Source organism: Acidovorax sp. SDU_ACID1, assembly GCF_045291395.1.
In the GTDB taxonomy this organism is placed as follows: Bacteria; Pseudomonadota; Gammaproteobacteria; order Burkholderiales; family Burkholderiaceae_C; genus MR-S7.
The window spans coordinates 4661805-4687487 of sequence record NZ_CP152342.1 but is presented as its reverse complement, the minus strand read 5'-3'; the positions used below and the strand labels follow the sequence as shown (position 1 = coordinate 4687487).

The following is a 25683-nucleotide window of genomic DNA, read 5'->3' as shown; positions in this document are numbered from 1 at the left end:
GTGGGAGGAAAAAAGGGGCTTGCAAGACCCCGCAACGCAACTGCCACAAAAGTGTAATGACGATGAAACAAATCAATAGAATTTAGCTATGTAACATCAACAAACCATGACAAAGATTGACAAAATGCGTTGTTTCCAAAGCAAGACGGGCGCCCCGAAGGCGCCCGTCTTGCTTTGGTTGCGATAGCTGCCAGCGCTTGCCTGGCAAGCGCTGGAGGCCAAAAACACGCTGATCAGTGCACGACCATGAGCGTGAACGGCCAGACGTAGGCCTGCATCGTCACGTACAGGCCCACCAGGCAGGCCAGCGCGATGGAGTGGAAGAACACGTAGCGCAGGATGTCGCCCTCGTGGTTGAACCAGCGCGTGGCGGTGGAGGCCACGACGATGGACTGCGCGTCGATCATCTTGCCCATCACGCCACCCGAGCTGTTGGCCGCGCCCATGAGGTTGGGCGAGAGGTGCAGCTGCTCGGCCGCCACCTTCTGCATGCCGCCGAACAGCACGTTCGACGCCGTGTCCGAACCCGTGAGCGCCACACCCAGCCAGCCCATCAGCGTGCCGAAGAAGGGGTAGAGCACGCCGGTGTTGGCGAACGCCAGGCCCAGCGTGGTGTCGGTGCCGGAGTAGCGCGTGAGCGTGCCCAGCGCCAGCATCAGCACGATGGTGAGCAGCGAATACTTCACCAGCCACAGCGTCTTGAAGAAGGTGCGCACGATGGCCACCGGGTTGTACTTCATGACCAGCGCGCTCACGATGGCCGACAGCAGGATGCCCGTGCCGGTGGCCGACAGCAGGTTCAGCGTGTAGACCGCGCCTTCCTTGGTGGGCTGGGGCACCACGGGCGGCACCTTCTCGATCATGTTGTGCAGGCCGTCCATGGGGAAAGCAGGCGCGAAGATGCCGTTGAGCCACGCCTTGACCGAAGGCAGGCCCCAGATGAAGACGAACACCGACAGGATCACCCAGGGCGTCCAGGCGGCCACCAGGGCCTGGGTGCTGTGCCGCTTGGGCGGCTGCGCGGGCTTGGCGTCGGCCGCGCTGGGATCGTGGCCGCGCAGCGAGGGCGAGGTCCACACCTTCTTGGGCTGCCACACGCGCAGGAAGGCCACCAGGCAGACCATGGAGACGATGGCGGCGATGATGTCCACCAGTTCCGGCCCGATGAAGTTCGACACCAGGTACTGCGGCACCGCGAACGACACGCCCGTCACGAGGATGGCGGGCCAGATCTCCCACATGCCCTTGCGGCCCGCGAAGGCCCAGATGAGCCAGAACGGCACCAGCAGCGAGAAGAAGGGCAGCTGGCGGCCGATCATGGCCGTCACTTCCATCAAGTCGTAGCCGTGCACCTTGGCCAGCGTGATCACCGGCGTACCCAGGGCACCGAAGGCCACGGGCGCCGTGTTGGCGATCAGCGACAGGCCCGAGGCGGCCAGCGGCGAGAAGCCCAGGCCGATCAGGATGGCGGCCGTCACGGCCACCGGCGTGCCGAAGCCGGCCGCGCCCTCGAAGAACGCGCCGAAGCAGAACGCGATCAGCAGCAGTTGGATGCGCCGGTCTTCGGTGATACCCGAGAGCGAATCCTGCAGCACGGCGAAGCTGCCGTTCTGCTCGGTGAGCTGGTGCAGGAAGATGATGTTCAGCACGATCCAGCCGATGGGCAGCAGCCCGGTGAATCCACCGAAGAGCGCCGCCCGGCCCGCCATGTCGGCCGGCATGCCGTAGGCGAAGACGGCCACGAGCAGGGCCGCGATGAGCCCCATGCCCGCCGCGATGTGCGCCTTGATGTGGAAGAAGCCCAGCGCCGCGAGCATCACCACCACCGGTATCGCCGCGAGCGCGGTGGAGATGACCATGTTCCCGAACGGGTCGTAAATTTGTTGCCAGGCCATATGCCCTGTCTCCGTGTTGTTGTCCAGATCTTGGAGGAATGTGCGCAAGCCGGCGGCAGGAAAGCCGCTCGCCGAGTGCGGGTGAGACTGTAGAAAGGTCGTCGCCCGCGCAGCGTGAAAAATGCTACCCCTGCACGTGAAGCATTTTCACGCCGCAGCGCCGCCGTGGCGGGCGGACCTGCAACCTGCGGTAACTACGCGGCGTCCGGCACGGCCAGCGCGAGCGGCAGCCAGTCCACGAAGGCCGCGCATTCCCAGCGCTCGAGCGCACCCGGTCGCCAGCACAGGTAGTAGTCGTGCGGCGAAGGCACGCTGCGCGGCGACAGCCGCACGAGCCGGCCGCTGTCGAGCCACGCCCGCCCCAGGCGCAGGCGCAGCAGCGCCACGCCGAAGCCGGCCACGGCCGCGTCCCACACCAGGCCCAGGTCGTTGAACTGGCTGCCCACCGTGGGCTCGGGCTGCGTGATGCCGCAGGCCCTGAACCAGGTGCGCCAGGGCTCCAGCGGCGAGCGGATCAGGCGCGCGCGCGCCACCGCCTCGTCGGAGGAGAAGTCGCCCAGCGCGCCCGCCTCGCCCAGGTATTCCGGGCTGCAGACGGGGCAGACCTCGTCGCCCAGCAGGTGCATGGACTCGCGCTCGGGGAAATGGCCGGAGCCGAAGCGCAGCTCGATGTCGGCCTCCTCGGCCATCACGTTGTGCACGGGGATCGTCACCTGCAGCATCAGCTCGATGTCCGGATAGGTCTCGCGGAAGCGCGCGATCCGCGGCAGCAGCAGTTCGCGCGAAAACGTGGGCGTGACCGCCACGCGCAGCCGCGCGGCGCTGGGCGCCGGCGTCGCTCCCGGCAGCTGCTGCAGTGCGGCGATGGCCTCGCGCACCCGCGCGATGTAGGCCGCGCCCGCCGGGCTCAGGCTGAAATCGCCGCGCGCGAACAGCTTCACGCCGAGCAGCACCTCCATCTGCCGGATGCGGTGGCTCACGGCGCTGGGCGTCACGTTCAGCTCGTGCGCCGCCAGCGTCACGCTGCGCAGCCGCGCCAGCGCCTCGAAGGCCAGCAGGCCCTGGATCGGCAGGGATGCGCGGCGCGGACATCGGAGCCCTAGGCGTCGGCCGACGCGATCACGCCGCCGCCCAGGCAGACCTCGCCGTCGTAGAGCACGGCGGACTGCCCCGGCGTCACCGCCCACTGGGCCTCGGAGAACCGCAGCGCGAAGGCCTTGGCCCCATGCGCGCCGAAGGTGCAGGCCGCGTCCTGCTGGCGGTAGCGCGTCTTGGCGGCCAGCGCGGTGACCGCGGGCGGCATGCCCGCCACCCAGCTCGCGTCGCCCGCCACCAGCGTGTGCGACAGCAGCCAGGGGTGGTCGTGCCCCTGCACCACGCGCAAGGTGTTGGTCTCCAGCTCCTTGCGCGCCACGAACCACGGCGCGTGGTCGCCCGCGCCGCGCTGGGCGCCCTTCTCCTTGACCCCGCCGATCCCCAGGCCCTGGCGCTGGCCCAGCGTGTAGAACGACAGGCCCATGTGCTGGCCCAGCGTGCGCCCCCGGTCGTCGAGGATGGGGCCGGGCTCTCGGGAGATGTAGCGGTTGAGGAACTCGCGGAACGGCCGCTCGCCGATGAAGCAGATGCCGGTCGAATCCTTCTTCTTCGCGTTGGGCAGCCGGATCTCCTCGGCGATGCGGCGCACCTCGGTCTTGTGCAGCTCGCCCACCGGAAACAGCGTCTTGGAGAGCTGCGCCTGGTTGAGGCGGTGCAGGAAGTAGCTCTGGTCCTTGGCCGGGTCCAGCCCCTTGAGCAGCTCGAACAGGCCGGTCTGCGGGTTCTGGCGAACCCGCGCGTAGTGGCCCGTGGCGACCTTCCCGGCGCCCAGGCGCATCGCGTGGTCCAGGAAGGCCTTGAACTTGATCTCGGCGTTGCACAGCACGTCGGGGTTGGGCGTGCGGCCCGCCTGGTATTCGCGCAGGAACTCGGCGAACACGCGGTCCTTGTAATCGGCCGCGAAGTTCACGTGCTCGATCTCGATGCCGATCACGTCGGCCACGGCGGCGGCGTCCACGAAGTCGATGTTGGACGAGCAGTATTCGCTGTCGTCGTCATCCTCCCAGTTCTTCATGAAGATGCCGACGACCTCGTGGCCCTGCTGCTTGAGCAGATGGGCCGTGACGGCCGAATCCACGCCGCCGGAGAGTCCCACGACGACGCGGTGCTTGGAGGATGCAGTCATGGGCCGGGATTGTATTTTTCAGCCGCGGCCCTTCGCCCGTGCAGGGAGAACGGAAATATCGAAAACAATAGCTGCCAGCGCTTTCTGGATAAGCGCTGGAGACCATTTTCATGTGTATTTTCCGGTCAGCCCGCCATCCACCACCAGTTCGGTGCCCGTGACGTAGGCCGCCGCGTCGCTGGCCAGGAAGGCGCAGGCGTGCGCCACGTCCCAGGCCGTGCCCATGCGGCCCAGGGGCACCTGGCGGGCGCGGGCGGCGCGGGCTTCCTCCAGGTTCTCGGAGAACATCTTCGCCACCGTCTGGGCGATGCGCGGCGTGTCGATGAGCCCCGGCACCACCGTGTTGGCGCGCACGCCCTGCGCCGCGTACTGCTGCGCCACCATGCGCGTGAACTGCGCCACGGCTGCCTTGGTCACGCTGTAGGCCAGGTGCGGGTAGCCCACGTAGCGCATGCCCGCCACGGACGAGATGGCGGTGATGGCGCCGCGCCCGCGCGCCAGCATGTCCGGCAGCACCTGCTGCGTGGCCAGCAGCAGGCTGCGCACGTTCACGGCGTGGATGCGGTCGAGGTCCTCGGCGCTGGTTTCCAGCGGGCCGCCGGTCTTGCCGATGCCCACGTTGTGGTGCAGCACGTCGATGGGGCCGAAGCGCGCGCGGGCCTCGGCGAAGAGGCGCTGCACGTCGGCCTCCTGCGCCACGTCGCCCACGAAGACCCCGGCCTCGCCGCCCTCGGCGCGGATCAGCTCGCACGTCTCCTCAGCCGAGGCGGCGTCGCGGTCGGCCACGCAGACGCGCGCGCCCTGGCGCGCATAGGTCACGCTGGCCGCGCGGCCGATGCTCCAGCCGGGGCCAGCCGAGCCGCCGCCGGCGACGAAGACCACGCGGCCCGTGAGATCGGTCGGCAGTGCCGGCGGCGTCATCGCGCGCCGCCTTCGCCCACGTAGGGAATGGCGTGCTCCACCGTGTCCCAGATGAAGCGGCCCGAGGGGCTTTGCTGCTCCTCCACGATGTGCGCCACCAGGCCCGCCGCACGCGAGATCACGGCGAAGCCGCGCATCACGTTGGTGGGCACGCCGATCTCGCCCAGCAGCGCGGCGACGGCGCCCGTGGCGTTGATGGTGATGGGCCGGCCCCAGGCCGCATCCACGGCCTTGGACAGCGTTTCCAGCGCACGCACGTGGCGCCCGGCCAGGTCGGGTTCGGCGCGGGCGAGTTCCAGCAGCTTGTAGGCGCGCGGGTCCACGGGCTTGTGCAGGTGGTGGCCGAAGCCGGGCATGGCCTGCTTGCCCTCGCGGTGCTGGCGCGCGATGGCTTGGGCCTCCGCCTGCGGGTCGTCGGCGGCGAGGATGCGGTCGAGCAGGCGCGAGCAGTTTTCCATGGTGCCGACGAAGGAGCTGCCCACGGCCAGCAGGCCGGCGCTGACGGCGCCCTGCAGGTTCTCGGGCGCACTCATGTAGATCAGGCGCGTGGCGATGGCGCTGGGCGTGAGGCCGTGCTCCATGAGCACGATGAGCACCACGTCGGTGATGCGCAGGTCCACGGGGCGCGGCGTGCGGCCCATGATCTGCATCAGCATGACCTCGGTGAAGGTCTTCTGGCCCATCAGGTCTTCGACCAGATCGGCGTCGCGGTAGTGCAGGCTGGTGAGCGTGTGCGTGCACAGGCGGGTGACGGGAGCGTCGTTGCGGATGGATGGCATGGCGTTTTTCTCCAGGTTCAGGGGGTGGCCAGCGCGAGGTCGCGCACGGCGGACTTGAGCACCTTGCCCACAGGCGAGCGCGGCAGGCTGGCGTGGAAATGGATGCGCTTGGGCGTCTGCACGGGCCCGAGCCGCTCGCGCACGAAGGCGATCAGCTCGGCCTCCGTCGCCTGCCGGCCGGGGCGCAGCTGCACGGCGGCCTGCACGGTTTCGCCCCACTTGTCGTCGGGGATGCCGAACACCGCGCACTCGTGCACGGCCGGGTGCTGGCCCAGTGCGTTCTCCACGTCCACGGGATAGACGTTGAAGCCGCCGGTGATGACCATGTCCTTGAGCCGGTCCTTCAGGTAGAGGTAGCCGCGCGCGTCGATCAGGCCCCGGTCGCCCGTGTGCAGCCAGCCGCCGACCAGGGTCTCTGCGGTCTTGCCGGGCAGGCGCCAGTAGCCGGTCATGAGCAGGTCGCCGCGCGCCACCACCTCGCCCACCTCGCCTGCGGGCAGCAGGCGCCCGTCGGGCGCCATGATGGCCACGTCGCTGAACCAGGTGGTGCGGCCCACGGCGGCCAGGTTGCGCTCGTCCTCGAAGTCCTCGGGAAGCAGCACGGTCAGGATCTGCGGCGCCTCGGTCTGGCCGTAGGTCGTGCCCAGCACGGGGCCGAAGAAGGCGCGCACCTCGCGGATCTTCTCGGCCGGCATGGGTGCGCCGCCGTAGATCAGGCGGCGCAGGTGCGGAAACTGAGCGCGGCTCGCGCCCGGCAGCGCCATGAGCATGTAGACCAGCGTGGGCGGCATGAAGCACACGGTGCCGCCCTGGTCGCGGAAAGCCGCGCGCACGGCCTCCGCGCCACTGCCGCGCAGCAGCACGTGGCAGCCGCCCTGCGCCAGGATCGGCAGGATGTAGGTGGAAGTGCCGTGCGTGATGGGCGCGGCCACCACGTAGCGCTCGTGCTCGTCGAAGCCCCAGGCGTGGATCTGGTTGGCGATGTTGGCCATCCACGCGCGGTAGGGCTGCATGACGCCCTTGGGCAGGCCCGTGGTGCCGCCCGTGAACTTGATGGCCTGCGTGGCGTCCTGGGGCAGGTCGAACACCGGTTGGGGCGCGTGCGCATGCCGCACGGCCAGCTCTGCCAGCGCACCGCGCTCGCAGGCCAGGCGCGCGCCCGGCGCGCCCTCGAGCAAGGCTTCGCTTTCGGCATCCAGCACGAGGATGCTGGGCTCGGTCACGTCGATGATGCGGCGGATCTCGGGACGCGTGCTCTTGGGATTGAGCGGCACCCACACCTTGCCGCAGGCCAGCACGGCCAGCAGCATGGCGATGTGGGCCGCGCTGTTGTGCGCGCAGATGCCCACACGGCTGCCGGGCGCGGGGTCGAGCGCCAGCAGCGCCTGGGAGACCGCGCGCACCTGGGCGGCCAGTGCGGCGTAGGTGATGGCGCCCTCGGGCGCGTCGATGGCGGTGCGTTCGGGCCAGCGCTGGGTGGCCCGCCAGAAAAAATCGATGGGGTACATGGAAACCTTGCAGGAGTTACTGGGCCTGTGCCCCGGAGGCCTTCACCACCTCGCGCCAAGTCTTGATTTCTGAAAGCGTCAGCGCCTGCAGTTGCTCCGGCGTGCTCGACTCGGGCGTGGCGGCGTTCTCCTCCAGCCGCTGGCGCACGTCGGCACTGGCCAGCGCCTTGTTCAGCGCGGCGTTCAACTGGTCCACCACGGCGCGGGGCGTGCCCTTGGGCGCCACCAGCGAGAACCAGCCCTGCACGTCGAAATTCGGGTAGCCCAGTTCGCCCAGCGTGGGCACATCGGGCAGCAGCGTGGAGCGCCGGGCGCTGGTGACGGCGATCGCGCGCAGCTTGCCCGCGCGCACGTGCGGCAGCGCCGAGGGGATGTTGTCGAACATCGAATCCACCTGCCCGCCCAGCAGGTCGGTCACGGCCGGAGCGCTGCCCCGGTAGGGCACGTGCAGCATGTTCAGGCCCGAGCGCATCTTGAACATCTCCCCCGACAGGTGAATGGAAGAGCCGCTGCCCGAGGAGGCGAAGGTGATGCCGTCCTTCGATACCTTGGCGTACCGCACGTAGTCGTCCAGGCTCTTGATCGGCAGGTTCGGATTGACCACGAGCACGTTGGTGATCTTGGCGATCAGGCCGATGGGCTCGAAATCCTTGGCCGGGTCGTAGCCCAGCTTGGCGTAGAGCGACGCATTGATGGTGTTGCCGATGGTGAAGACGTAGAGCGTGTAGCCATCGGCGGGCGCGCGCGCCACGATCTCCGCGCCCACGTTGCCATTGGCGCCCGCCCGGTTGTCCACCACCACGGGCTGGCCCAGCTGTTCGCCGAGTTTGGGAGCGATGATGCGCGCCACCACGTCGGTGGCCCCGCCTGCGGAAAAGCCCACGACGAGCCTGATGGGTTTTTGCGGCCAGGCGGCCGGCGCCTGCTGCGCGAAGGCCATCCCGGGAATGAGGGCAACGCCGGAGATGGCCGCCCAGGCCGCGCGGCGGGTAAAGGTAGTGCGATGTGTCATGGTGTCTCCTTGGTTTGGGGCTGCACCCGGGCAAGGGCCTCGGGCACACTGCGCTTTTGCGATCGACCCAGAAATTCTTTCGAATGCCCAGCACACCGACCAATCGAAACGTCCGCCCATCGGACGTTCCGGACACCAGTCCAGACGCCGGCAGCCGCACCCTGCGGCGGGGGCTGCAGGTGCTCGACGCCGTGGCTGCCAGCGGCTCCGAAGGCGCGCGCGTGGTCGATCTGTGCAGCGCCGTGGGCCTGGAGCGCGCCACCGTGCACCGCCTGCTCGCCACGCTGCGCGAGGCCGGCTACGTGGTCGCGCAGGGGCGCTTCCGCTACGTGCCCGGGCCGCGCCTGGGGCTGGCCGCCCAGGTCGGCCACATGCCCAACCTGGCCGTGCGGCTGCAGCCGGTGCTGGAGCGCGTGAGCGTGGCCTGCGGCGACGCGGCCTTCGCCATCGTGCGCGAGGGGGCGCTGTCGCACTGCCTCGCACGGCAGGTGGGCAGCCACCCGGTGCAGGTGCTCGTGATCCAGCCCGGCACGCGCCAGCCGCTGGGCGTGGGCGCAGCGGGGCTGGCGCTGCTGTCGGCGCTGCCCGACGCGCAGGTCGAAGCCATCATGGCCGCCAACGCCGCCGAGCTGCCGCGCTACGGCGGCATGACGCCCGAGCGCATGCGCCTGCTGGTGCGCGCCACGCGCGAGCGCGGCTGGTCCATCATCGGCAACCACGCCACGCGCAACGTGCTGGCCGTGGGCATGGCCGTGCGCGACGCGCGCGGCGAGCCCGTGGCGGGCATCAGCGTGGCGACCACGCTGGCGCGCATGCCGCGCGAGCGCCAGCAGTGGATGGCGCGCGAAATCCGCAAAGCCATCCAAGCCCTTCTGCCGGGCGGACTCTGATTCGGGAAGAACACCATGGAACTGCGACAGCTGCGCTACTTCGTCCACGTCGTCGAACGCGGCTCCATGAGCCGCGCGGCGCTGGAGCTGGACATGGTGCAGTCCGCCCTGAGCCAGCAGATCACGCGGCTGGAGGGCGAGCTGGCCACGCGCCTGCTGCACCGCACGCCGCGCGGCGTGGCGCCCACCGAGGCCGGCGTGGCCTTCTACCGCGAGGCGCAGCTGACGCTGCGCCATGCCGAGCAGGCCGTGCGCGCGGCCCAGCAGGCGCGGCTGTCGGGCAGCGTGAGCGTGGGGCTGGCGCCCACCACCTCGGCGGTGCTGGGCCTCCCGCTGATGCGCGCGATGCGCGAGCGCTATCCGGACGTGCGGCTGCACATGGTCGAGGGCATGTCCGGCCACCTCACGGCCATGCTCAACGCGCGCGAGCTGGACCTGGCCGTGCTGTTCGACACTCGGCTGCACCCCGGCGGGCAGACCGGCGGCGGGCGTACCGGCGGCGGGCGGCACTGGGAGATCCTGCCGCTGCTGGAGGAAGACCTGTTCCTGATCCGCGGCCACGGCGCGCCGGCCCTGCCGGCCACCGTGACCGCGCAGGATCTGGCCGACGAGCCGCTGATCCTGCCCACCGGGCCCCACGGCCTGCGCAGCACGCTGGACACCGCCTTCGCCCGCGCCCGCGTGGCGCCGCGCGTGGTGCTGGAGGTGGATTCGCTCGCCATGGTGATGGCCGCCGTGGACGCGGGCCTGGGCTCCACGCTGCAGCCCTGGGCCGCCATGGGCCGCTACCCGGACGCGGCCCAGCGCTTTCGCGCCGCGCGCCTGGAGGGCGAGCCAGCCCGGCGCGTGAACCTGCTGTGCAGTCTGTCGGACGACGAGCTTTCGCCCGCCGCGCTGGCCGCGCGCGTGGTACTGGCCGACTGCGTGCGCGCGCTGGTCGAGGCCGGCCAGTGGGTGGGCACCACGCTCATCCCCGCGCCGAACTGATCGCTGGGCCGCCTCCGGCCCCGTAGCCATCAGTCTTCGTGATACCCCCATGACCGGGGGCCGCTGCACGCGCGCGGGTGCGCTGCCTACAGTCGCGCCACCCCGATCCCCCACGAAACCTAGGAGAGCCCATGGACCCCGATGTCCTGGTCATCGGCGGCGGCAACGCGGCCCTGTGCGCAGCGCTCATGGCGCGCGAGGCCGGCGCCAGCGTGCTGCTGCTCGAATCCGCGCCGCGCGCCTGGCGCGGCGGCAATTCCGCCCACACGCGCAACCTGCGCTGCATGCACGACGCGCCGCAGGACGTGCTGGTCGAGGCCTATCCCGAAGAGGAGTTCTGGCAGGACCTGCTGAAAGTCACCGGCGGCATCACCAACGAACACCTCGCGCGCCTGGTGATCCGCCATTCCTCGGCCTGCCGCACCTGGATGCGGCGGCACGGCGTGCGCTTCCAGCCGCCGCTGTCGGGCGCGCTGCACGTGGCGCGCACCAACGCCTTCTTCATGGGCGGCGGCAAGGCGCTGGTCAATGCCTACTACCGCAGCGCCGAAGCCCTCGGCGTGCAGGTGCGCTACGAAGCCCCCGTGGAGCGCATCGAGATCGACAACGGCCGCTTCGTCGCCGCGCACCTCCAGGGCGGCGAGCGCATCACGGCCAGGACCTGCGTGCTCGCGGCCGGCGGCTTCGAATCCAACCGCGACTGGCTGCGCGAGGCCTGGGGCCAGAACGCGCGCGGCGAGTGGCCCTCGGACAACTTCCTGATCCGCGGCACGGCCTTCAACCAGGGCGTGCTGCTGCGCCACCTGCTGGGTGACCACGGCGCCGACCGCATCGGCGACCCCACACAGGCGCACATGGTGGCCATCGACGCGCGCGCGCCGCTCTACGACGGCGGCATCTGCACGCGCATCGACTGCGTGTCGCTCGGCGTGGTGGTGAACCGCGACGCCGAGCGCTTCTACGACGAGGGCGAGGACTTCTGGCCCAAGCGCTACGCGATCTGGGGGCGCCTGGTGGCGCAGCAGCCCGGGCAGATCGGCTACTCCATCATCGACAGCAAGGCCATCGGCCGCTTCATGCCGCCCGTGTTCCCGGGCGTCAAGGCCGACACCCTGCCCGAACTCGCACAGAAGCTCGGCCTGCCGGTCGAGACCTTCATGCGCACGCTGGACAGCTACAACGCCGCCTGCCGCGTGGGCACCTTCGACCACACCGCGCTGGACGACTGCCATACCGAGGGCGTGACGCCCGCCAAGACGCACTGGGCACGCCCCATCGACACGGCGCCCTTCTACGGCTACGCGCTCAAGCCCGGCGTCACCTTCACCTACCTGGGCCTGGAGACCGACGACACGGCCGCCGTGCGATTCAAAGGCGCGGCCAGCCCCAACCTGTTCGTGGCCGGCGAAATGATGGCCGGCAACGTGCTCGGCAAGGGCTACACCGCCGGCGTGGGCATGAGTATCGGCACGGCCTTCGGCCGCATCGCGGGCGCCAACGCGGCATTGGCATCGAAACAGGCTCCAGCGCAGACCCTGCAAGCGCTGGTAGCTACCGAAATGGAAGCACAACATGCAAACGCTTGAGGCCCTTGCCCGCGACGCCCGGGCCCTGGCGATGGGCGAGATGGCGGCACCCTCGGCCGCCGAGGCCGAGGTGGCCCGCCAGCTCCAGATCTGCAACGCCTGCCGCTACTGCGAGGGTTTTTGCGCCGTGTTCCCCGCAATGACGCGCCGGCTCGAATTCCCCAAGGCCGACGTGCACTTCCTGGCCAACCTGTGCCACAACTGCGGCGCCTGCCTGCACGCCTGCCAGTACGCGCCGCCGCACGAATTCGCGGTCAACGTGCCGCAGGCCATGGCCCAGGTGCGCGGCCAGACCTACCACGACTACGCCTGGCCACCCGCCCTGGGACAGTTGTACAAGCGCAACGGCCTCACGCTCTCGCTCGCGCTGGCGGCCGGGCTGGCGCTGTTCCTCGTGCTGGCCGTGGCGCTGAAAGGCTCGCTCTGGAGCGCGCCGGGCGCCGACTTCTACGCCCTGTTCCCGCACAACCTGCTCGTGGGCCTGTTCGCGCCGGTGTTCCTGTTCGCCGTGCTCGCGCTGGCGCTGGGCGTGCGGCGCTTCTGGCGCGACATCACGCCCGTGACCAGCGGCGCGCCGCTGCAGGCCCCCGCCTCGGTGGAGGCCACGCACGACGTGCTGCGGCTCAAATACCTCGACGGCGGCCACGGCGACGGCTGCCCCAACGAGGACGACGCCTACACCCTCTCGCGCCGCCGCTGCCACCACCTGACGTTCTACGGCTTTCTGCTGTGCTTCGCGGCGACCAGCGTGGCGACGCTCTACCACTACCTGTTCGACCTGCCCGCGCCCTACGACCTGCCCAGCCTGCCGAAGCTGCTGGGCGCGGTGGGCGGCGTGATGCTCACCATCGGCACGGCGGGCCTGTGGCGCCTCAACCTGCGCCGCGACCCGGCCCACGGCGACGCGGCGCAAAAGCCCATGGACCGGGGCTTCATCGCGCTGCTGTTCCTCATCGCCACCAGCGGCCTGGCCCTGTGGGCCGCGCGCGGCACCGGCGCCATGGCGCTGCTGCTGTGCCTGCACCTGGGCGCGGTGATGGCGCTGTTCGCCACGCTGCCCTACGGCAAGTTCGCCCACGGCATCTTCCGCACGGCGGCGCTGCTGCGCCACCACACCGAGCGGCGCCAGCCCAACCCCATCGGCCTGGGCAGCGACTGAGCCATCTCAAAAAGATAGCTGCTAGCGCTTGCCCTCTATGCGCTAGAGCCCGATTTCACTTAAAACGTCCGCGAAGGAGCCTCACGATGAAAAAACGCACCCTGATCCAGGCCGCCGCTGCGGCGGCCGCTTCCCTGGCCTTCGCCGGCCCGGCGATGGCCCAGGACTTCCCCCGGCCAAGCCCGTCACGCTGGTCGTCGGCTTCGCGGCCGGCGGCGCGGCCGATGCGGCGGCGCGCCTGATCGCCAAGAAGCTCGGCGAGAACATCGGCCAGTCCGTGGTGGTGGAGAACAAAGGCGGGGCTGGCGGCAACATCGCCCACCAGCAGGTGGCCGCCGGCGTGGCCGACGGCACGGTGCTGCTGCTGGGCTCCGTGGGGCCGCTGACCATCGCGCCGCACCTCATGAAGCTGGCCTACGACCCGTTCAAGGACCTGGCGCCCATCTCCGGCGGCGTGTACTTCCCCAACGTGCTCGTGGTCCACAAGGGCGCGGGCGCGAAGACGCTGGCCGAGTTCGTGCAGTTGTCCAAGAAGAAGCCCGGCAGCGTGGATTTCGCCTCGACCGGCGCGGGCTCGGCCTCGCACCTGGCGGGCGAGCTGTTCAACCAGCGCGCGGGCATCGACATGGTGCACGTGCCCTACAAAGGCGGCGCGCCCGCGCTGCAGGACCTGCTGGGCGAGCGCGTGACCAGCTACTTCGCCGCGCCGCCCACGGCCATGCCGCACGTGGAGACGGGCAAGCTGATCCCGCTGGCCACCACGGGCCTGACGCGGCCGGCCTACCTGCCCAATATCCCCACGGTGGCGGAGTCGGGCTTCCCGGGCTTCGAGGCGCTCAACTGGTACTCGTTCATGGCCTCGGGCAAGACGCCCGCGCCGCTGCTCGACCGCTGGAACGTGGAGATCGTCAAGGTGCTGAACGACCCCGGCGTGAAGGACGCGCTGAACAAGCACGGCCTGTCGCCCCACCCCACGACGCGCAAGGAGTTCGCCACCTTCATGAAGAAGGAGTACGACCAGTGGGGCGCGATCGTGAAGGAGCGCAAGATCACGGCCCAGTGACCGCCGCAGCGACGGGCAGCCGCAGCACGCAGCCATCGGCCCCACCGAGCCGCAGCGTGTAGCGCGGCGGCCGGCCGTGCGGCACCTGCTGGAAGTGCTCGGCGTCCGCGCCCGAGAGCGACAGCTTCAGGCGGCTGCCGGCCGAGAGCCGCCAGCCGATGGGCAGCAACGGGATCTGCACGGTTTCCAGCTCCCCGGGCACCATGCGCCGCGCGCTGGCGCGCGAGAAGTCGCGGAAGGGCCACACGGTGCGGTAACGCTCGGGCGCCTCGCGCGTGGCGCGGTGGGCCAGGCGCAGGCAGCCTTCGGTGATGTAGACCAGATTGCCGCCCTCTTCCAGCTCGGACAGGTAGGCGAACAGGGCCCCGTCGCCCTCGCTGCAGGCCACGTTCAGCTCCAGCAGCGGGTGCCCCGCCAGCTCCATGTCGTGCGGCAGCGGGTCGGAGAGAAAGGAGCACATCTGCGCCTCGTGCGCGGCCCAGTCCTGGTAGTAGTCCACGATGGCCTGCGCGGCCAGCCGCTCGAAGCGCGTGTGGCGCCCGCTGGACACGGCGAACCGGGTCTGGAACTGGGCGGTCTGCGCCTCCTGCAGCGCCTGCGGGCGCAGCGCGCCGCCCGGCTGCAGGTGCCACTGCGTGGGCGCGGCGGCCGGCGGCCACTGGGCGCTGCCGCGCCATGCCTCGGCATGGGTGCAGAAGTAGTGCACGGGCTGCTCGGCCTGCAGCCCCGTGTCCAGCCCCGCCAGGTGGTGGTCGAAGAAGCGCAGCACCTCGGACAGGATGGAGAACTGCGGCGCGCTGGCCCCGGGCGTGCGCCAGGGCGATCCGTTGGTGCGCGCGCCGTGGTCCCACGGCCCCAGCAGCAGGCGGTCGTGCGGGCCCCGCAGCGTGAGGAAGCGGGAGACGGAGCCGTGCACGAAGGCGCTGCCGTCGTACCAGCCCGAGACCGAGTACACCGCCACCTTGCCGGCCACCTCCTTCAGGTACCAGTAGGGGCTGCAGGCGCCGCTGTGCAGCGCGGGGTCGTGCAGGCTGCCTTCCTCGCGGAACGCCATCTCGGGCGCCATGTCGCGCAGCAGGAAGCTGTCCTGGTGCTCCTCGATGGCCTGCCGCACCAGCGCGCCCTGCGGGTCGTCGTCCACGGGCGCGGGGCCGGCGTAGCGCGGGTCGCTGAAGTAGGCATAGGCCTTGAGCGCGTCGCGCCGGTCCCAGTCCAGCGCGCGGATGAGGTCGTCGTAGTGCGCGGTGACGGTCTTGCAGGCGATCCCGCCGGGGAACACGTGGTCGCTGTAGGTGTCGGACACCGCGAACAGCGGCGCGATGGCCTTGACCGCCGGGTGCCCCGTGCTGCCCAGGAAGCACGAGGCCGCGCCCAGGTAGGAAATGCCGGTGGCACCGATGCTGCCGTTGCACCAGGGCTGCTGCGCGATCCACTGCGCCAGCGCCAGGTAGTCGCCGCGCTCGGTGGGCGAGCGGAACGCGTCGCGCCGCCCGAAGCTGGCGCCGCTGCCGCGCACGTCCATCACGACCAGCGCGTAGCCCCGGGGCACGAAGAAGTCGCGATAGATGGCGATGTTGGGCGCGGGCTCGGCGCCCGGCGCGCTCACCTGGAAGCGCCGGTAGTACGGCGTCATGACGGCGATCACCGGGAACGAGGGGGGCGGCGCGGCGGCGCCGCTGCCCTCGGGCAGGTACCAGTCCAGCGCCAGCCGGCAGCCGTCGGGCATCGTCAGGTACTGCGAGCGCGGCGCGCCCGTCGCCCAGCGCGCTGGGCGCCGAGCGGCGTATTCGCTCGGCGGCACCACCCAGGCCTGGCCGTTCGTGTCGTGGTCGGACATGGGTCAGTCCAGGCTGATGTTGAGGGACTTGATCAGCTCGCCCCAGACCTTGGCCTCCTGCACGGCACGCGCCTTGATCTGCTCGCTGGTGCCGGGGATGGGGAACAGGAACTGCTCGTTCAGCCGCCGCTTGTTCGTCTCGTCGTCCAGGAAGGCCATCACGGCGCCGGAGAGCTTCCTGACCACGTCGGCCGGCAGGCCCGCCGGGCCCACCAGCGCGTACCAGCCGGGCAGCGCGGGCATCTGCGGCGCCAGCTCCTTGACCAGCGGAATCGCGGGCATGCGGCTGGAGCGGCTGTCGCCCGACTGCGCGAGCGCGACCACGGTGCCGGCCTCGTACTGCGGCAGGGCGGTGACCGTGGTGACGCACATCAGGTCGGTCTCGCCGGAGACGACGGACATCAGCGCCGGGCCGGAGCCCTTGTAGGGAATGTGGCGCAGGTCCAGCTTCAGGTCGCGGGCGATCTTCTCCATGTACAGGTGCGTGGAATTGCCCAGGCCGCCGCTGGCGTAGGTCAGCCGCCCGGGTTCCGCCTGGGCCTTCTTCACGAAGTCCGCCCAGCTGCGGATGCCGCTTTGCTTGCTGGCGACCACCATGAAGCTCGCGTCCGCGACGGGCGCGATGTAGGTGAAGTCGTTGAGCGCGTCGTACGGCACCTTCTTGTAGAGGTGCTGGTTGAAACTCGCCAGGGAAACGCTGGTGAGGAAAATGGAATATCCGTCGGGCTTTTCCTTGGCGACGATGGACGATGCCAAAATGCCATTGGCGCCCGGCTTGTTATCGACGACCACCGACGCATTCAGGTGTTTCGAGAGAAAATCCGCGAGCTGGCGGCCCGTGGCATCCGCGCCCGAGCCCGGCCCCTGCGGGATCACCAGCCGGATGGGGCGCGACGGATAGTCCTGTGCCCAGGCCTGGTGCACCCCGGCGGCGGCCGCGAGCATGACGAGCGCGCGGCGCTGAATCCCCTTGTTCTCCATATTCCTTGCCTTTATCAAAATGATTCGCACATAACCGCCGCACGGTATTCGCCCGGAATTTAGAAATACCCATCACGAAAATACTTGCCGCGGCTCCGGCCGCAGCCGGAGACATATGGCCCATTATTTCCACTGTCCCTGCGCGGGGCCACTGAAATTAATTGCTGCTGGTATTAGGTTTTGCTCATGAGCGATCTGGCGGACGGATTCACCTGGGCGCGCCGGCTCAAGGTGCGGCACCTGGAGTCGCTGCTGGTGCTGGAGCAGGCCGGCACCCTGACCGAGGCCGCCGTGCGGCTGCACATGACGCAGTCGGCCATGTCGCACTGGCTGGCCGAGATGGAAAGCCTGGTCGGCGCGCCGCTGGTGGTGCGCGGCGGGCGCCGGCTGGAGCTGACGCCCGCGGGCCAGCTGATGAAGCGGCTGGCGATCAGCGTGCTGGGCGACGTGTCCCGCGCGGGCCAGGCGCTGAACGCCTCCGCCCGGGGCAAGACCACGCGCCTGCACGTGGGCAGCGTGTGGTCCGGCGTGGCGCGGGTGCTGCCCATGGCGGTCACGCATTTCCAGCGCCTGCACCCGGAGGTGTCCGTCACCGTGACCGAGCAGCCCGTGGGAACGCTGCTGGAGCGCCTGGCGCGCCGGGACCTGGACGTGGTGCTCGGCACCATCGACGCGCGCACCTACCACTCGGGCCTGCAGTACGAGACCCTCTTCGAGGATGACATCTGCGTGGTCGTCGGCCGGGGCAGCCCGCTCTGGGGCGACACCGGCCTGCACCCGCTGGGCTCGCTGGTGCACGAGCAGTGGATCGTGCCGCCCAAGGGCACGACCATGCGCGGCCAGTGGGACTCGGCCCTGATCGACGCGGGCGCCCCCTGGCTGCAGCCCAAGGTGGAGACCGCCGCCATCACCACGCTGCTGACGCTGCTGCACAGCGGCAACTACATCGGCGTGTGCTCGGAAGAGATGACGCGCTACCAGTCGGCGCACGCGATGGTGCACAAGGTGGCCATCGACCGCGTGATCCGGTTCGGCGCGGTGGGCGTCGTCTGGAACAAGGACCTGTACTCGGAAACCATCGAGGCCTTCGTCCAGATCGCCCGGGAGATCAGCCGCCCCGGTGGGACCGGGCCGGCGGCTGCAGCACGCTAGCGTCGGTGTGGATCAGCGCCAGCGGCGCACGCCGGCCGGCCAGGTAATCCAGGATGCACTGCAGCACCAGCGGGCTGCGGTGGCGGTCGGCGCTGGCGCGCAGCTCGGCCAGCGTCATCCACACAGTGCGCACGATGCCGTCGTCCAGGCCGCGCCAGGCATGGTGCGCACCCACCTGGCCGGTGAACGCGAAGCGCAGGTAGGTGATGTCGTCGCCCGTGCGCGTGCGGGTGAAGCGGTTCAGGTACACGCCCACCAGCGCCGTGGGCTCGAAGTCGTAGGCCGTCTCCTCCAGCACCTCGCGCGCGCAGGCGGCGATGGGCGATTCGCCTGGGTCCAGATGCCCCGCGGGGTTGTTCAGGCGCAGGCCGTCGGCGGTGTCTTCCTCCACGAGCAGGAAGCGGCCCTCGCGTTCGACGATGGCGGCCACGGTGACGTTGGGTTTCCAGCGGTTGGGCATGGCCGCGATTATCGCCAGCCCCGGTGACGGCCGCTTTCCCGACTTTACAAAACTATAATAAGAATGATTCGCAATATTAAATTCATAACAGCGCGAACGCCTGCGCGGCCCTGCGGCCGCCCGTGATTCTTCTTTCGAGGGCTTTTCCCATGCAATCCATTGCTACCGCCGTGGCGGTGCGCGGCACCGCCGCGCGCGCCATTTCCTTCTCCAACGACGCCCGCGCGCCGCGCCGCGCGCGCTCGCCCTGTCCCTGGCAGCCGCGGGCCTGCTGGCCGCCGGCGCCGCGCAGGCCCAGACCGAGGCCACGCTGAACACCGTGGTGGTGACCGCCTCCGGCTTCGAGCAGGCGGTGGAGGACGCGCCCGCCTCGATCACCGTGATCCCGCGCGCCGAGCTGGAGAAGAAGACCTATAAGGACGTGACCGACGCGCTCAAGGACGTGCCCGGCGTGGTCGTCACGGGCGGCGGCAGCTCCAGCGACATCAGCATCCGCGGCATGGCGTCCGCCTACACCATGCTGCTGGTGGACGGCCGCCGGCAGAACTCGCGCGAGACGCGCCCCAACAGCGACGGCCCCGGCATCGAGCAGGGCTGGCTGCCGCCGATCGAGGCGATCGAGCGCATCGAGGTGGTGCGCGGGCCGATGTCCTCGCTCTACGGCTCCGACGCGATGGGCGGCGTGGTGAACATCATCACGCGCAAGGTGCCCCAGGCGTGGACGGGCTCGGTGCGGCTGGAGACGCAGCAGCAGGAGGCGTCGAAATCGGGCGACATCTACCAGACCAACTTCTTCCTGGGCGGCCCGGTCCAGACGGACCTGCTGGGCCTGCAGGTCTACGGCCAGAAGTCGCGCCGCAACGAGGACAGGTTCCTCAACGGCTTCAACGAGCAGGACACGACCTCGGGCACCGTCAAGCTGAGCCTGACGCCCAACAAGGACCACGACATCACGTTCGAACTGGGCCGCACACTGCAGGACCGCATCTCCACGCCCGGCAAGAGCATGGCGCTGGAGACCTGCCGCAGCGGGCGCTGCACGCCCAACACCGCGTCGGCCAGCGGCTACGACAAGACGCTCTACAGCCTCTCGCACGTGGGCCGCTGGGCCGTGGGCACGTCGAGCACCTACCTGCAGCAGGAGGAGGTGGACAACCCCGGCCGCAGCATGAACATCAAGAACACCGAGTTCAACAGCCAGATCACGATGCCGCTGGGCAACCACCTGACGACGCTGGGCATCTCGTACAAGAACGAGAAGCTCGGCGACAAGGGCAACCAGCTCGTCACCGCCAACCCCATCGACACGCTGGAGCGCTACCAGTGGGCGCTGTTCGCCGAGAACGAGTGGAGCATGACCGAGCGCTTCGCGCTCACCGCCGGCCTGCGCCTGAACCGCGACGAGAACTACGGCACGCACTGGACGCCGCGCCTGTACGGCGTGTGGAAGGCCACCGACCAGCTCAGCGTCAAGGGCGGCGTCTCCACCGGCTTCAAGGCGCCCAGCCTGCGCGCGGCCGTAGCCGACTGGGGCCAGATCACCGGCGGCGGAGGCGACCCGGCCGTGATCGTGGGCAACCCCAACCTCAAGCCCGAGAAGAGCACCAGCCAGGAGATCGGCGTGGTCTGGGACAACCGGCGCGACCTCAGCGCCAGCCTGACGGTGTTCAACACCGACTTCAAGGACAAGATCACCGAACAGCGCCGCTGCGTGGACTCGGGCAGCAACGGCGCCAGCATCTCGGCGGGCAACTGCACCATCAACGGCACGGCCTACAAGTTCATCAGCGACCGCATCAACGTGGACGAGGCCAACATGCGCGGCATCGAGGCCACGACGACCTGGAGCGCCACCGACGCCGTGCGCCTGGCCGCCAACTACACCTACACGCACTCCGAGCAAAAGAGCGGCGCCTTCCAGGGCCAGCCGCTCAACAAGATGCCCAGGCACATGCTCAACGCCACGGCCGACTGGCGCGCTACGGCGCAGATGAATGTGTGGAGCCGCGCGAACTTCCGCGGCAAGACCTCCGACTACCTGAGCCGCACCTCCATGGCCAAGGGCACGCCCTCGTACACCTTCGTGGACGTGGGCCTGAACTACGACTTCTCCAAGCAGGTCAAGCTCGGCGCGGGCATCTACAACCTGCTCGACAAGCACGTGACCGACGAGTCCTACGGCGCCGTGTACGACGACCGCCGCTACTGGGTCAGCCTCACGGTGGGGTTCTGACGCGATGCGCCCCGCCCTCCTCACCCGCCGCGCCTTCGCCCTGGGCGCGCCGCTGCTGCTGGGCGCGGGCGGCGCGCAGGCCGCCGCGCCCCGCCGCGCGGTGGTCTACGACCTGGGCGCGCTGGACATCTTCCACGCCCTGGGCCTGCCCGTGGCGGGCGTGCCCCGGGCGCAGCTGCCCGCCTACCTCGCGGGCTATGCGGCCCGCGCCGAGCCGGCCGGCAGCCTGTTCGAGCCCGACTACGACGCGTTGAGCCGCCTGCGGCCCGACCTCGTCATCGTCGGCGGACGCTCGGCCGCGCGCCGCGACACGCTCGCGAAGATCGCGCCCACGCTGGACATGGGCGTGCGCCCGCAACACCTCGTGGAAGACGTGTCGCGCAACATCGACGCCATCGCCCGCCTCTACGGCAGGCAGGCCCAGGGCCGCGCGCTGGTGCGCAGGATCGAGGCCGAGGCCGCCGCGCTGCGCCGGCAGGCCGCGCGCGCCGCGCCGGGCCTGCTGCTCCTGCAGATCAACCAGACCCTCGTGCCGCAGGCGCCGGGCGGGCGCTTCGGCTTCCTGTTCGATGTGCTGGGCGCACGCTCGGCCATCGCCGCCCAGGACGTGCCGCCGCGCGGCACGCCCTACACCTTCGACGACATGGCCCGGCTCGACCCCGCGTGGATCTACGTGATCGACCGCAACACCGCCACCGGCCAGGCCGCGGGCGGCGGCGCCATCGTGCCAGCGCAGCAGGTGTTCGACCACCCGCAGGTCAAGGCCACGCGCGCGGGCCGCAAGGGGCAGGTGGTGTTCCTCGACCCCAAGGGCTGGTACCTGATGGGCAGCAGCGGGCCGACGGCGCTGCTGAACAACATCGCGCAGCTACGGCAGGCGTACACGGCCGCGGGGCTTTGAAGGATGCTCCCAAAAACATAGCTGCTTGCGCTTGCTCCTCCATGATTTCCATGTGATTTGATCCTGGATCAAAGGAATAGCAAGCGCAAGCAGCTCCTCTTTTGGAAGCGCCGCCATTTGCGGCGAGAATCCACGCCCATGCTGGAACGCCTGCGCCACCGCCGCCACCTGGGCACCGCCGTGCTCGCGGCGTTCGTGCTGGCCTGGCTCGCGGCGCTGTTCGCGGGCGTGCCCACCCGTATGGCGCTGGCGCAGCTCCAGCCCGCCGACGTGTGCGCCACCGCGCCGCACACCGGGCACGACGCCCCGGCCGCCGAGCACGCCCACCACCTCGACCCCGGCTGTCTGCTGTGCGTGGCGCTCGCCACGCCGCCCGCCCTGCGGCTCGCGGCCGCGCGTCCACCCGCGCCGCCGGCGCACCTGGCGCGCCCCAGCCCCGCCGCGCCCCTGCCTGCCTGGCGCGCCCAGGCCCCGCTGCCCGCGCGCGGGCCGCCCTCCTTCCACGCCTGACGGTTCCTCCCCGCGCCCAGTGCGGCGCGGTTCCCTTGTGCTTGCCTGAACGCAGCCGCGTTCGGGCGTGGATGCTTTCATGACCCCTACCCTCTCGCATGCGGGCGCGCGCGCCTGCCCCACCCTCTGCGCACTGCTGCTGGCCGGCCCCGCGCTGGCCCTTGATAACGCATTGCCCGATGTCGTCGTCACCGCCGTGCACGACCACTCGCCCGTCCACGTCGTGGCCGACCCCAAGCAGCCGCGCCAGCCCGTGCCGGCCAGCGACGCGGCCGACTACCTCAAGACCATTCCCGGCTTCTCGGCCATCCGCAGCGGCGGCTCCAACAGCGACCCGGTGTTCCGCGGCCAGTTCGGCTCGCGCCTGCCGCTGCTCACCAACGGCGCGCAGATGCTGGGCGCCTGCCCCGCGCGCATGGATGCGCCCAGCTCCTACATCTCGCCGGACACCTTCGACGCGCTCACCGTCATCAAGGGGCCGCAGACCGTCGTCTGGGGGCCGGGGGCTTCGGCCGGCGTGGTGCGCTTCGACCGCGAGCGGCCCGACTTCAGCGAGGGCAACGTGCGCTTCAGCGCCAGCCTGCTCGGCGCCAGCGCCGGCCGCAACGACCAGACCGCCGATCTGCAGGCCGGCAGCGACCGCATGTACGTGCGCGCCACGGCCAATCACTCCCACAGCCAGGACTACCGTGACGGCCAGGGCCGCCGCGTGCCCTCGGCCTGGGACAAGTGGAACACCGACGTGGCCCTGGGCTTCACGCCCGACGCCCACACCCTGCTGGAGCTGAGCGCCGGCGTCGGCGACGGCCAGGCCCGCTACGGCGGCCGGGGCATGGACGGCAGCCAGTTCCGCCGCGACAGCTGGGGCCTGCGCTTCGAGCAGCACCACATCACGCCCTGGCTCGCCAAGCTGGAGGCGCAGCTCTACCGCAACGAGGCCGACCACGTGATGGACAACTTCACGCTGCGCACCCCGCCCGCCACCGGCATGATGGCCGGCGGCATGGCCAGCAACGTGCGGCGCACGACCACCGGGGGGCGCGTGGCCGCCACCTTGCAGCCGGCCGAGGCGCTGTCGCTGGTGGCGGGGCTGGACTTCCTGCGCAGCCCGCACGACAAGCGCAGCGGCACGCCCAGCCAGCCCTACGGCGCCCAGCCCTGGCAGCGCGACGCGAAGTTCTCCGGCCTGGGCGCGTTCGCCGAACTGGCCTGGCAGGCGCGCGAGGACACGCGCTGGGCCGGCGGCCTGCGCCTGGACCGAGCCGAGGCCTGGCGCTACGCTGCCGGCGGCGGCATGGGCGGCATGGGCGGCATGGGCGGCATGGCCCCAATGGCGACGGCCGAGCACCGCGCGCGCCACGCCCTGCCCGGCGGCTTCGTGCGCTGGGAGCGCACGCTGGCGCCGCAAGGCGCCTCCGTCTACGCGGGCCTGGGGCACGTGCAGCGCTTCCCCGACTACTGGGAACTGATCTCCCCCGCCAACAGCGCCGCCGCCTTCGCCACGCTGCAGCCCGAGAAGACCACGCAGCTCGACGTGGGCGCGCGCTGGCAGGGCGAGGGCTGGCAGCTCTGGGGCTCGGCCTACCTGGGGCAGGTGCGGGACTACATCCTGTTCGACTACCAGGGCATGGCCGGCGCGCGGGTGCGCAACGTGGATGCGCGCACCGCCGGGCTGGAGCTGGGCGGCAGCCGGCGCCTGGACGCGGCCTGGACGCTGCAAGGCACGCTGGCCTACGCCTGGGGCCGCAACACCACCGACGGCCGCCCGCTGCCGCAGATGCCCCCGCTCGAAGCCCGCCTGGGCCTGGACTACGCGCAGGGCCCCTGGAGCGCGGGCGCACTGTGGCGCGTGGCCGCCGCGCAGCGCCGCCATGCCGACGGCCAGGGCAACGTGGTGGGCCAGGACCTGGGCGCCAGCGCCGGCTTCGGCGTGTTCTCGCTCAACGCGGGCTACCGCGTGAACCGGCGCCTCAAGCTCGCGGCCGGTGTGGACAACCTGTTCGACAAGACCTATGCCGAGCACCTGAACCTGGCGGGCAACGCCGGCTTCGGCTACCCCGGCAGCGTGCGCATCCACGAGCCCGGGCGCACGCTCTGGCTGCGCGCGGACGTGGCGTTCTAGGCCCGCGCCGCCGGGGCCAGGCTGTGCAATGAGTTTTTGTATATATACAAAATTATTTCATTGATACACTCATTGCACACCCGGAAGCCACCCCGCCACGGAGCACGGAAATGACCCCTGAGGAGCTTGTCCAACAGCACTGGAAACGGCGCGAGCTGCCGGGCTTCATGGGCCGGGCGGGCCCCCTGTGGACGCGGCGCGACGGCGACGCATGGACCTACGCCCTCCTCGCGGAGGAAGCCCACCTCAACCCCGCCGGCGTGGTGCACGGCGGCGCCCTGGCCACCCTGGTGGACCACGCCATCAGCAGCGTGGCCTGGGAGGCCTGCGCCCGCCAGCCCTGCCTGACGCTGCAGCTCGACACGCACTTCATCGGCCCGGTGCGCGCGGGCCAGCTGGCGCAGGCGCGCGCGCAGGTGGTGCGGCGCACCGGCACGCTGGTGTTCATGCGCGGCGAGGTGGCGGTGGAAGGCAGTCCCGTGCTCGCCGCGCAGGCCCTCATGAAGGTGCTGGCGCCGTGACGGGCCGCACCCGCGCTCTAAGATGGGCGGTGTCCCGCCGCCCCGGGCCATGACGGCCGCCACCGCCAGCTGGCTGGGGCCCCTGGGGCGGCTCCACTCTCCCAGCTCCGCCATGCCCGCAAAGAAACAGGCCAAGACCACCGACAAGAGCCCTGCGGCCGGCCGCACGGTGCGCGTGCGCCCCGTGCCCGCCGTCAGCCGCTCCATCGCCATCCTGCGGCTGCTGGGCCGCGTCGGCCAGCCCCTGGGCGTGAAGGCCATCGCCGACGAACTGGCGCTGGTGCCCAGCACCTGCCTGCACATCCTGCGCGTGCTGGTGGCCGAGGAGCTGGTCACCTGGGACGCGGCCACCAAGCGCTACGCGCTGGGCAACGGCATGATCAGCCTGGCGCGCAGCGTGCTGGACCGCAGCGGCTTCCCGCAGCTCATCCAGCCTGCGCTCGACCGGCTGGCCGGGCGCTTCGGGGTCACGGCCATGGGCGTGGAGGTAGCGGCCAAGGGATCGGCGGTAGTGCTGGCGCTGTCGCACTCGAACCAGCCGTTCCGCGTGCACACGGACGTGGGCAGCCGCTTCGACACGCTGGTCAGCGCCACCGGCCGGCTCATCGCGGCGCACGGCGGCGACAGCGCGGCGGAGCTGCGCAAGCGCTTCGCGCAGATCCCCTGGGACAAGGCGCCGCGCTTCGAGGCCTGGAAGAAGGAAGTGGAGCTGGCCCGCACGCAGGGCTTCAGCGTCGACCGGGACAACTTCATGGCCGGCCTGACGGTGGTCGCCGTGCCCGTCTTCGTGGCGGGCGGGCGGCTGGCCTACACCGTGGTGGTGGTGGGCCTGAGCAGCCAGCTCACGACCGTGGCCACCGATCTGCTGGCGCAGGAGATGATGCGCGAGGCGCGGGAGATTTCCGGACTGCTGGTGGAAGGGGTCTGACGGGCGGGAGCCGCCCG

The 25683-nt window shown here is 70.6% G+C and carries 22 protein-coding genes and 1 pseudogene; 13 read left to right on the top strand and 10 right to left on the bottom strand.

Annotated features, from left to right (window positions below; all coding sequences use genetic code 11):
- Positions 1 to 233 precede the first annotated feature (233 nt).
- From AAG689_RS22875 to AAG689_RS22845, 7 genes are all read right to left on the bottom strand, one after another.
- On the bottom strand, positions 234 to 1895 hold the full coding sequence (locus AAG689_RS22875; protein WP_024001285.1) for an L-lactate permease: 1662 nt from the start codon (positions 1893 to 1895) through the stop codon (positions 234 to 236).
- Positions 1896 to 2089: 194 nt separating this feature from the next.
- Positions 2090 to 2917, bottom strand: coding sequence for a LysR substrate-binding domain-containing protein (locus AAG689_RS22870; protein WP_406623922.1), 828 nt, complete (start codon positions 2915 to 2917; stop codon positions 2090 to 2092).
- 77 nt (positions 2918 to 2994) lie between these two features.
- The gene (gene mnmA / locus AAG689_RS22865; RefSeq protein ID WP_406623921.1) at positions 2995 to 4116 is read right to left on the bottom strand and encodes a tRNA 2-thiouridine(34) synthase MnmA; all 1122 of its coding nucleotides are present in this window, start codon (positions 4114 to 4116) and stop codon (positions 2995 to 2997) included.
- Between the two features lie 108 nt (positions 4117 to 4224).
- Positions 4225 to 5037 carry an SDR family NAD(P)-dependent oxidoreductase gene (locus AAG689_RS22860; protein ID WP_406623920.1) on the bottom strand — a complete coding sequence of 271 codons (813 nt, stop codon included), beginning with the start codon at positions 5035 to 5037 and terminating at the stop codon, positions 4225 to 4227.
- Entirely contained in the window at positions 5034 to 5816 is a 783-nt protein-coding gene (locus tag AAG689_RS22855; protein WP_406623919.1) for a citryl-CoA lyase, read from the bottom strand. The genes AAG689_RS22860 and AAG689_RS22855 overlap by 4 nt, the downstream gene beginning before the upstream one ends.
- 17 nt (positions 5817 to 5833) lie before the next feature.
- Positions 5834 to 7324 (bottom strand): class I adenylate-forming enzyme family protein, encoded by a 1491-nt coding sequence (locus tag AAG689_RS22850; protein ID WP_406623918.1) that lies wholly within the window; start codon positions 7322 to 7324, stop codon positions 5834 to 5836.
- A 16-nt stretch (positions 7325 to 7340) separates the two neighbouring features.
- Positions 7341 to 8336: a Bug family tripartite tricarboxylate transporter substrate binding protein gene (locus AAG689_RS22845; protein ID WP_406623917.1), complete on the bottom strand. Its 996-nt coding sequence runs from the start codon at positions 8334 to 8336 to the stop codon at positions 7341 to 7343.
- Between the two features lie 83 nt (positions 8337 to 8419).
- Here AAG689_RS22845 and AAG689_RS22840 point away from each other — a divergent pair, with 83 nt between their 5' ends.
- The 5 genes and pseudogenes from AAG689_RS22840 to AAG689_RS22820 all read left to right on the top strand — a co-directional run bounded on the left by AAG689_RS22840 (position 8420) and on the right by AAG689_RS22820 (position 14021).
- The gene (locus AAG689_RS22840) at positions 8420 to 9226 is read left to right on the top strand and encodes an IclR family transcriptional regulator (protein WP_406623916.1); all 807 of its coding nucleotides are present in this window, start codon (positions 8420 to 8422) and stop codon (positions 9224 to 9226) included.
- 15 nt (positions 9227 to 9241) lie between these two features.
- Positions 9242 to 10213: a LysR substrate-binding domain-containing protein gene (locus AAG689_RS22835; RefSeq protein ID WP_406623915.1), complete on the top strand. Its 972-nt coding sequence runs from the start codon at positions 9242 to 9244 to the stop codon at positions 10211 to 10213.
- A 131-nt stretch (positions 10214 to 10344) separates the two neighbouring features.
- Positions 10345 to 11799: an FAD-dependent tricarballylate dehydrogenase TcuA gene (gene tcuA / locus AAG689_RS22830; protein ID WP_406623914.1), complete on the top strand. Its 1455-nt coding sequence runs from the start codon at positions 10345 to 10347 to the stop codon at positions 11797 to 11799.
- Entirely contained in the window at positions 11786 to 12958 is a 1173-nt protein-coding gene (tcuB, locus tag AAG689_RS22825) for a tricarballylate utilization 4Fe-4S protein TcuB (protein WP_406623913.1), read from the top strand. The genes tcuA and tcuB overlap by 14 nt, the downstream gene beginning before the upstream one ends.
- A gap of 86 nt (positions 12959 to 13044) precedes the next feature.
- A pseudogene (locus AAG689_RS22820) lies at positions 13045 to 14021 on the top strand (Bug family tripartite tricarboxylate transporter substrate binding protein).
- Here AAG689_RS22820 and AAG689_RS22815 read toward each other — a convergent pair.
- Together AAG689_RS22815 and AAG689_RS22810 are read right to left on the bottom strand one after the other, a co-directional pair.
- Complete coding sequence (locus tag AAG689_RS22815; RefSeq protein ID WP_406623912.1) at positions 14008 to 15858, bottom strand: CocE/NonD family hydrolase; 1851 nt, start codon at positions 15856 to 15858, stop codon at positions 14008 to 14010. The pseudogene AAG689_RS22820 and the gene AAG689_RS22815 sit on opposite strands and share 14 nt — an antisense overlap.
- Positions 15859 to 15861: 3 nt before the next feature.
- Complete coding sequence (locus AAG689_RS22810; protein WP_406623911.1) at positions 15862 to 16839, bottom strand: Bug family tripartite tricarboxylate transporter substrate binding protein; 978 nt, start codon at positions 16837 to 16839, stop codon at positions 15862 to 15864.
- Between the two features lie 186 nt (positions 16840 to 17025).
- On the opposite strand from AAG689_RS22810, the gene AAG689_RS22805 reads away from it, so the two are divergent.
- On the top strand, positions 17026 to 17991 hold the full coding sequence (locus AAG689_RS22805; RefSeq protein WP_406623910.1) for a LysR family transcriptional regulator: 966 nt from the start codon (positions 17026 to 17028) through the stop codon (positions 17989 to 17991).
- Here the strand turns inward: AAG689_RS22805 and AAG689_RS22800 are convergent.
- Complete coding sequence (locus AAG689_RS22800; RefSeq protein WP_406623909.1) at positions 17948 to 18451, bottom strand: NUDIX hydrolase; 504 nt, start codon at positions 18449 to 18451, stop codon at positions 17948 to 17950. The genes AAG689_RS22805 and AAG689_RS22800 overlap by 44 nt on opposite strands.
- Positions 18452 to 18600: 149 nt before the next feature.
- Here AAG689_RS22800 and AAG689_RS22795 point away from each other — a divergent pair, with 149 nt between their 5' ends.
- The 7 genes from AAG689_RS22795 (at position 18601) to AAG689_RS22765 (ending at position 25666) form a co-directional block, all read left to right on the top strand.
- Entirely contained in the window at positions 18601 to 18765 is a 165-nt protein-coding gene (locus AAG689_RS22795) for a hypothetical protein (protein ID WP_406623908.1), read from the top strand.
- A 5-nt stretch (positions 18766 to 18770) separates the two neighbouring features.
- Entirely contained in the window at positions 18771 to 20684 is a 1914-nt protein-coding gene (locus tag AAG689_RS22790) for a ligand-gated channel protein (RefSeq protein WP_406623907.1), read from the top strand.
- A gap of 4 nt (positions 20685 to 20688) precedes the next feature.
- Positions 20689 to 21585 (top strand): ABC transporter substrate-binding protein, encoded by an 897-nt coding sequence (locus AAG689_RS22785; protein WP_406623906.1) that lies wholly within the window; start codon positions 20689 to 20691, stop codon positions 21583 to 21585.
- Between the two features lie 138 nt (positions 21586 to 21723).
- Positions 21724 to 22095, top strand: a complete 372-nt coding sequence (locus AAG689_RS22780; protein WP_406623905.1) for a hypothetical protein — start codon at positions 21724 to 21726, stop codon at positions 22093 to 22095.
- Between the two features lie 79 nt (positions 22096 to 22174).
- Positions 22175 to 24217, top strand: coding sequence for a TonB-dependent copper receptor (locus tag AAG689_RS22775; RefSeq protein ID WP_406623904.1), 2043 nt, complete (start codon positions 22175 to 22177; stop codon positions 24215 to 24217).
- 110 nt (positions 24218 to 24327) lie between these two features.
- Positions 24328 to 24738, top strand: a complete 411-nt coding sequence (locus tag AAG689_RS22770; RefSeq protein WP_406623903.1) for a PaaI family thioesterase — start codon at positions 24328 to 24330, stop codon at positions 24736 to 24738.
- A gap of 49 nt (positions 24739 to 24787) precedes the next feature.
- Positions 24788 to 25666, top strand: coding sequence for an IclR family transcriptional regulator (locus AAG689_RS22765; RefSeq protein ID WP_406623902.1), 879 nt, complete (start codon positions 24788 to 24790; stop codon positions 25664 to 25666).
- The last annotated feature ends 17 nt before the right edge of the window (positions 25667 to 25683 follow it).

Coding starts and splice junctions, on each gene's coding strand:
- AAG689_RS22850 (WP_406623918.1), bottom strand. CDS start 7,324: ATGTACCCCATCGATTTTTTCTGGCGGGCCACCCAGCGCTGGCCCGAA.
- AAG689_RS22875 (WP_024001285.1), bottom strand. CDS start 1,895: ATGGCCTGGCAACAAATTTACGACCCGTTCGGGAACATGGTCATCTCC.
- AAG689_RS22840 (WP_406623916.1), top strand. CDS start 8,420: ATGCCCAGCACACCGACCAATCGAAACGTCCGCCCATCGGACGTTCCG.
- tcuA (WP_406623914.1), top strand. CDS start 10,345: ATGGACCCCGATGTCCTGGTCATCGGCGGCGGCAACGCGGCCCTGTGC.
- AAG689_RS22845 (WP_406623917.1), bottom strand. CDS start 8,336: ATGACACATCGCACTACCTTTACCCGCCGCGCGGCCTGGGCGGCCATC.
- AAG689_RS22785 (WP_406623906.1), top strand. CDS start 20,689: ATGCGCCCCGCCCTCCTCACCCGCCGCGCCTTCGCCCTGGGCGCGCCG.
- AAG689_RS22765 (WP_406623902.1), top strand. CDS start 24,788: ATGACGGCCGCCACCGCCAGCTGGCTGGGGCCCCTGGGGCGGCTCCAC.
- AAG689_RS22810 (WP_406623911.1), bottom strand. CDS start 16,839: ATGGAGAACAAGGGGATTCAGCGCCGCGCGCTCGTCATGCTCGCGGCC.
- AAG689_RS22780 (WP_406623905.1), top strand. CDS start 21,724: ATGCTGGAACGCCTGCGCCACCGCCGCCACCTGGGCACCGCCGTGCTC.
- AAG689_RS22815 (WP_406623912.1), bottom strand. CDS start 15,858: ATGTCCGACCACGACACGAACGGCCAGGCCTGGGTGGTGCCGCCGAGC.
- AAG689_RS22860 (WP_406623920.1), bottom strand. CDS start 5,037: ATGACGCCGCCGGCACTGCCGACCGATCTCACGGGCCGCGTGGTCTTC.
- AAG689_RS22835 (WP_406623915.1), top strand. CDS start 9,242: ATGGAACTGCGACAGCTGCGCTACTTCGTCCACGTCGTCGAACGCGGC.
- AAG689_RS22800 (WP_406623909.1), bottom strand. CDS start 18,451: ATGCCCAACCGCTGGAAACCCAACGTCACCGTGGCCGCCATCGTCGAA.
- tcuB (WP_406623913.1), top strand. CDS start 11,786: ATGCAAACGCTTGAGGCCCTTGCCCGCGACGCCCGGGCCCTGGCGATG.
- AAG689_RS22805 (WP_406623910.1), top strand. CDS start 17,026: ATGAGCGATCTGGCGGACGGATTCACCTGGGCGCGCCGGCTCAAGGTG.
- AAG689_RS22770 (WP_406623903.1), top strand. CDS start 24,328: ATGACCCCTGAGGAGCTTGTCCAACAGCACTGGAAACGGCGCGAGCTG.
- AAG689_RS22775 (WP_406623904.1), top strand. CDS start 22,175: ATGACCCCTACCCTCTCGCATGCGGGCGCGCGCGCCTGCCCCACCCTC.
- AAG689_RS22855 (WP_406623919.1), bottom strand. CDS start 5,816: ATGCCATCCATCCGCAACGACGCTCCCGTCACCCGCCTGTGCACGCAC.
- mnmA (WP_406623921.1), bottom strand. CDS start 4,116: ATGACTGCATCCTCCAAGCACCGCGTCGTCGTGGGACTCTCCGGCGGC.
- AAG689_RS22795 (WP_406623908.1), top strand. CDS start 18,601: ATGCAATCCATTGCTACCGCCGTGGCGGTGCGCGGCACCGCCGCGCGC.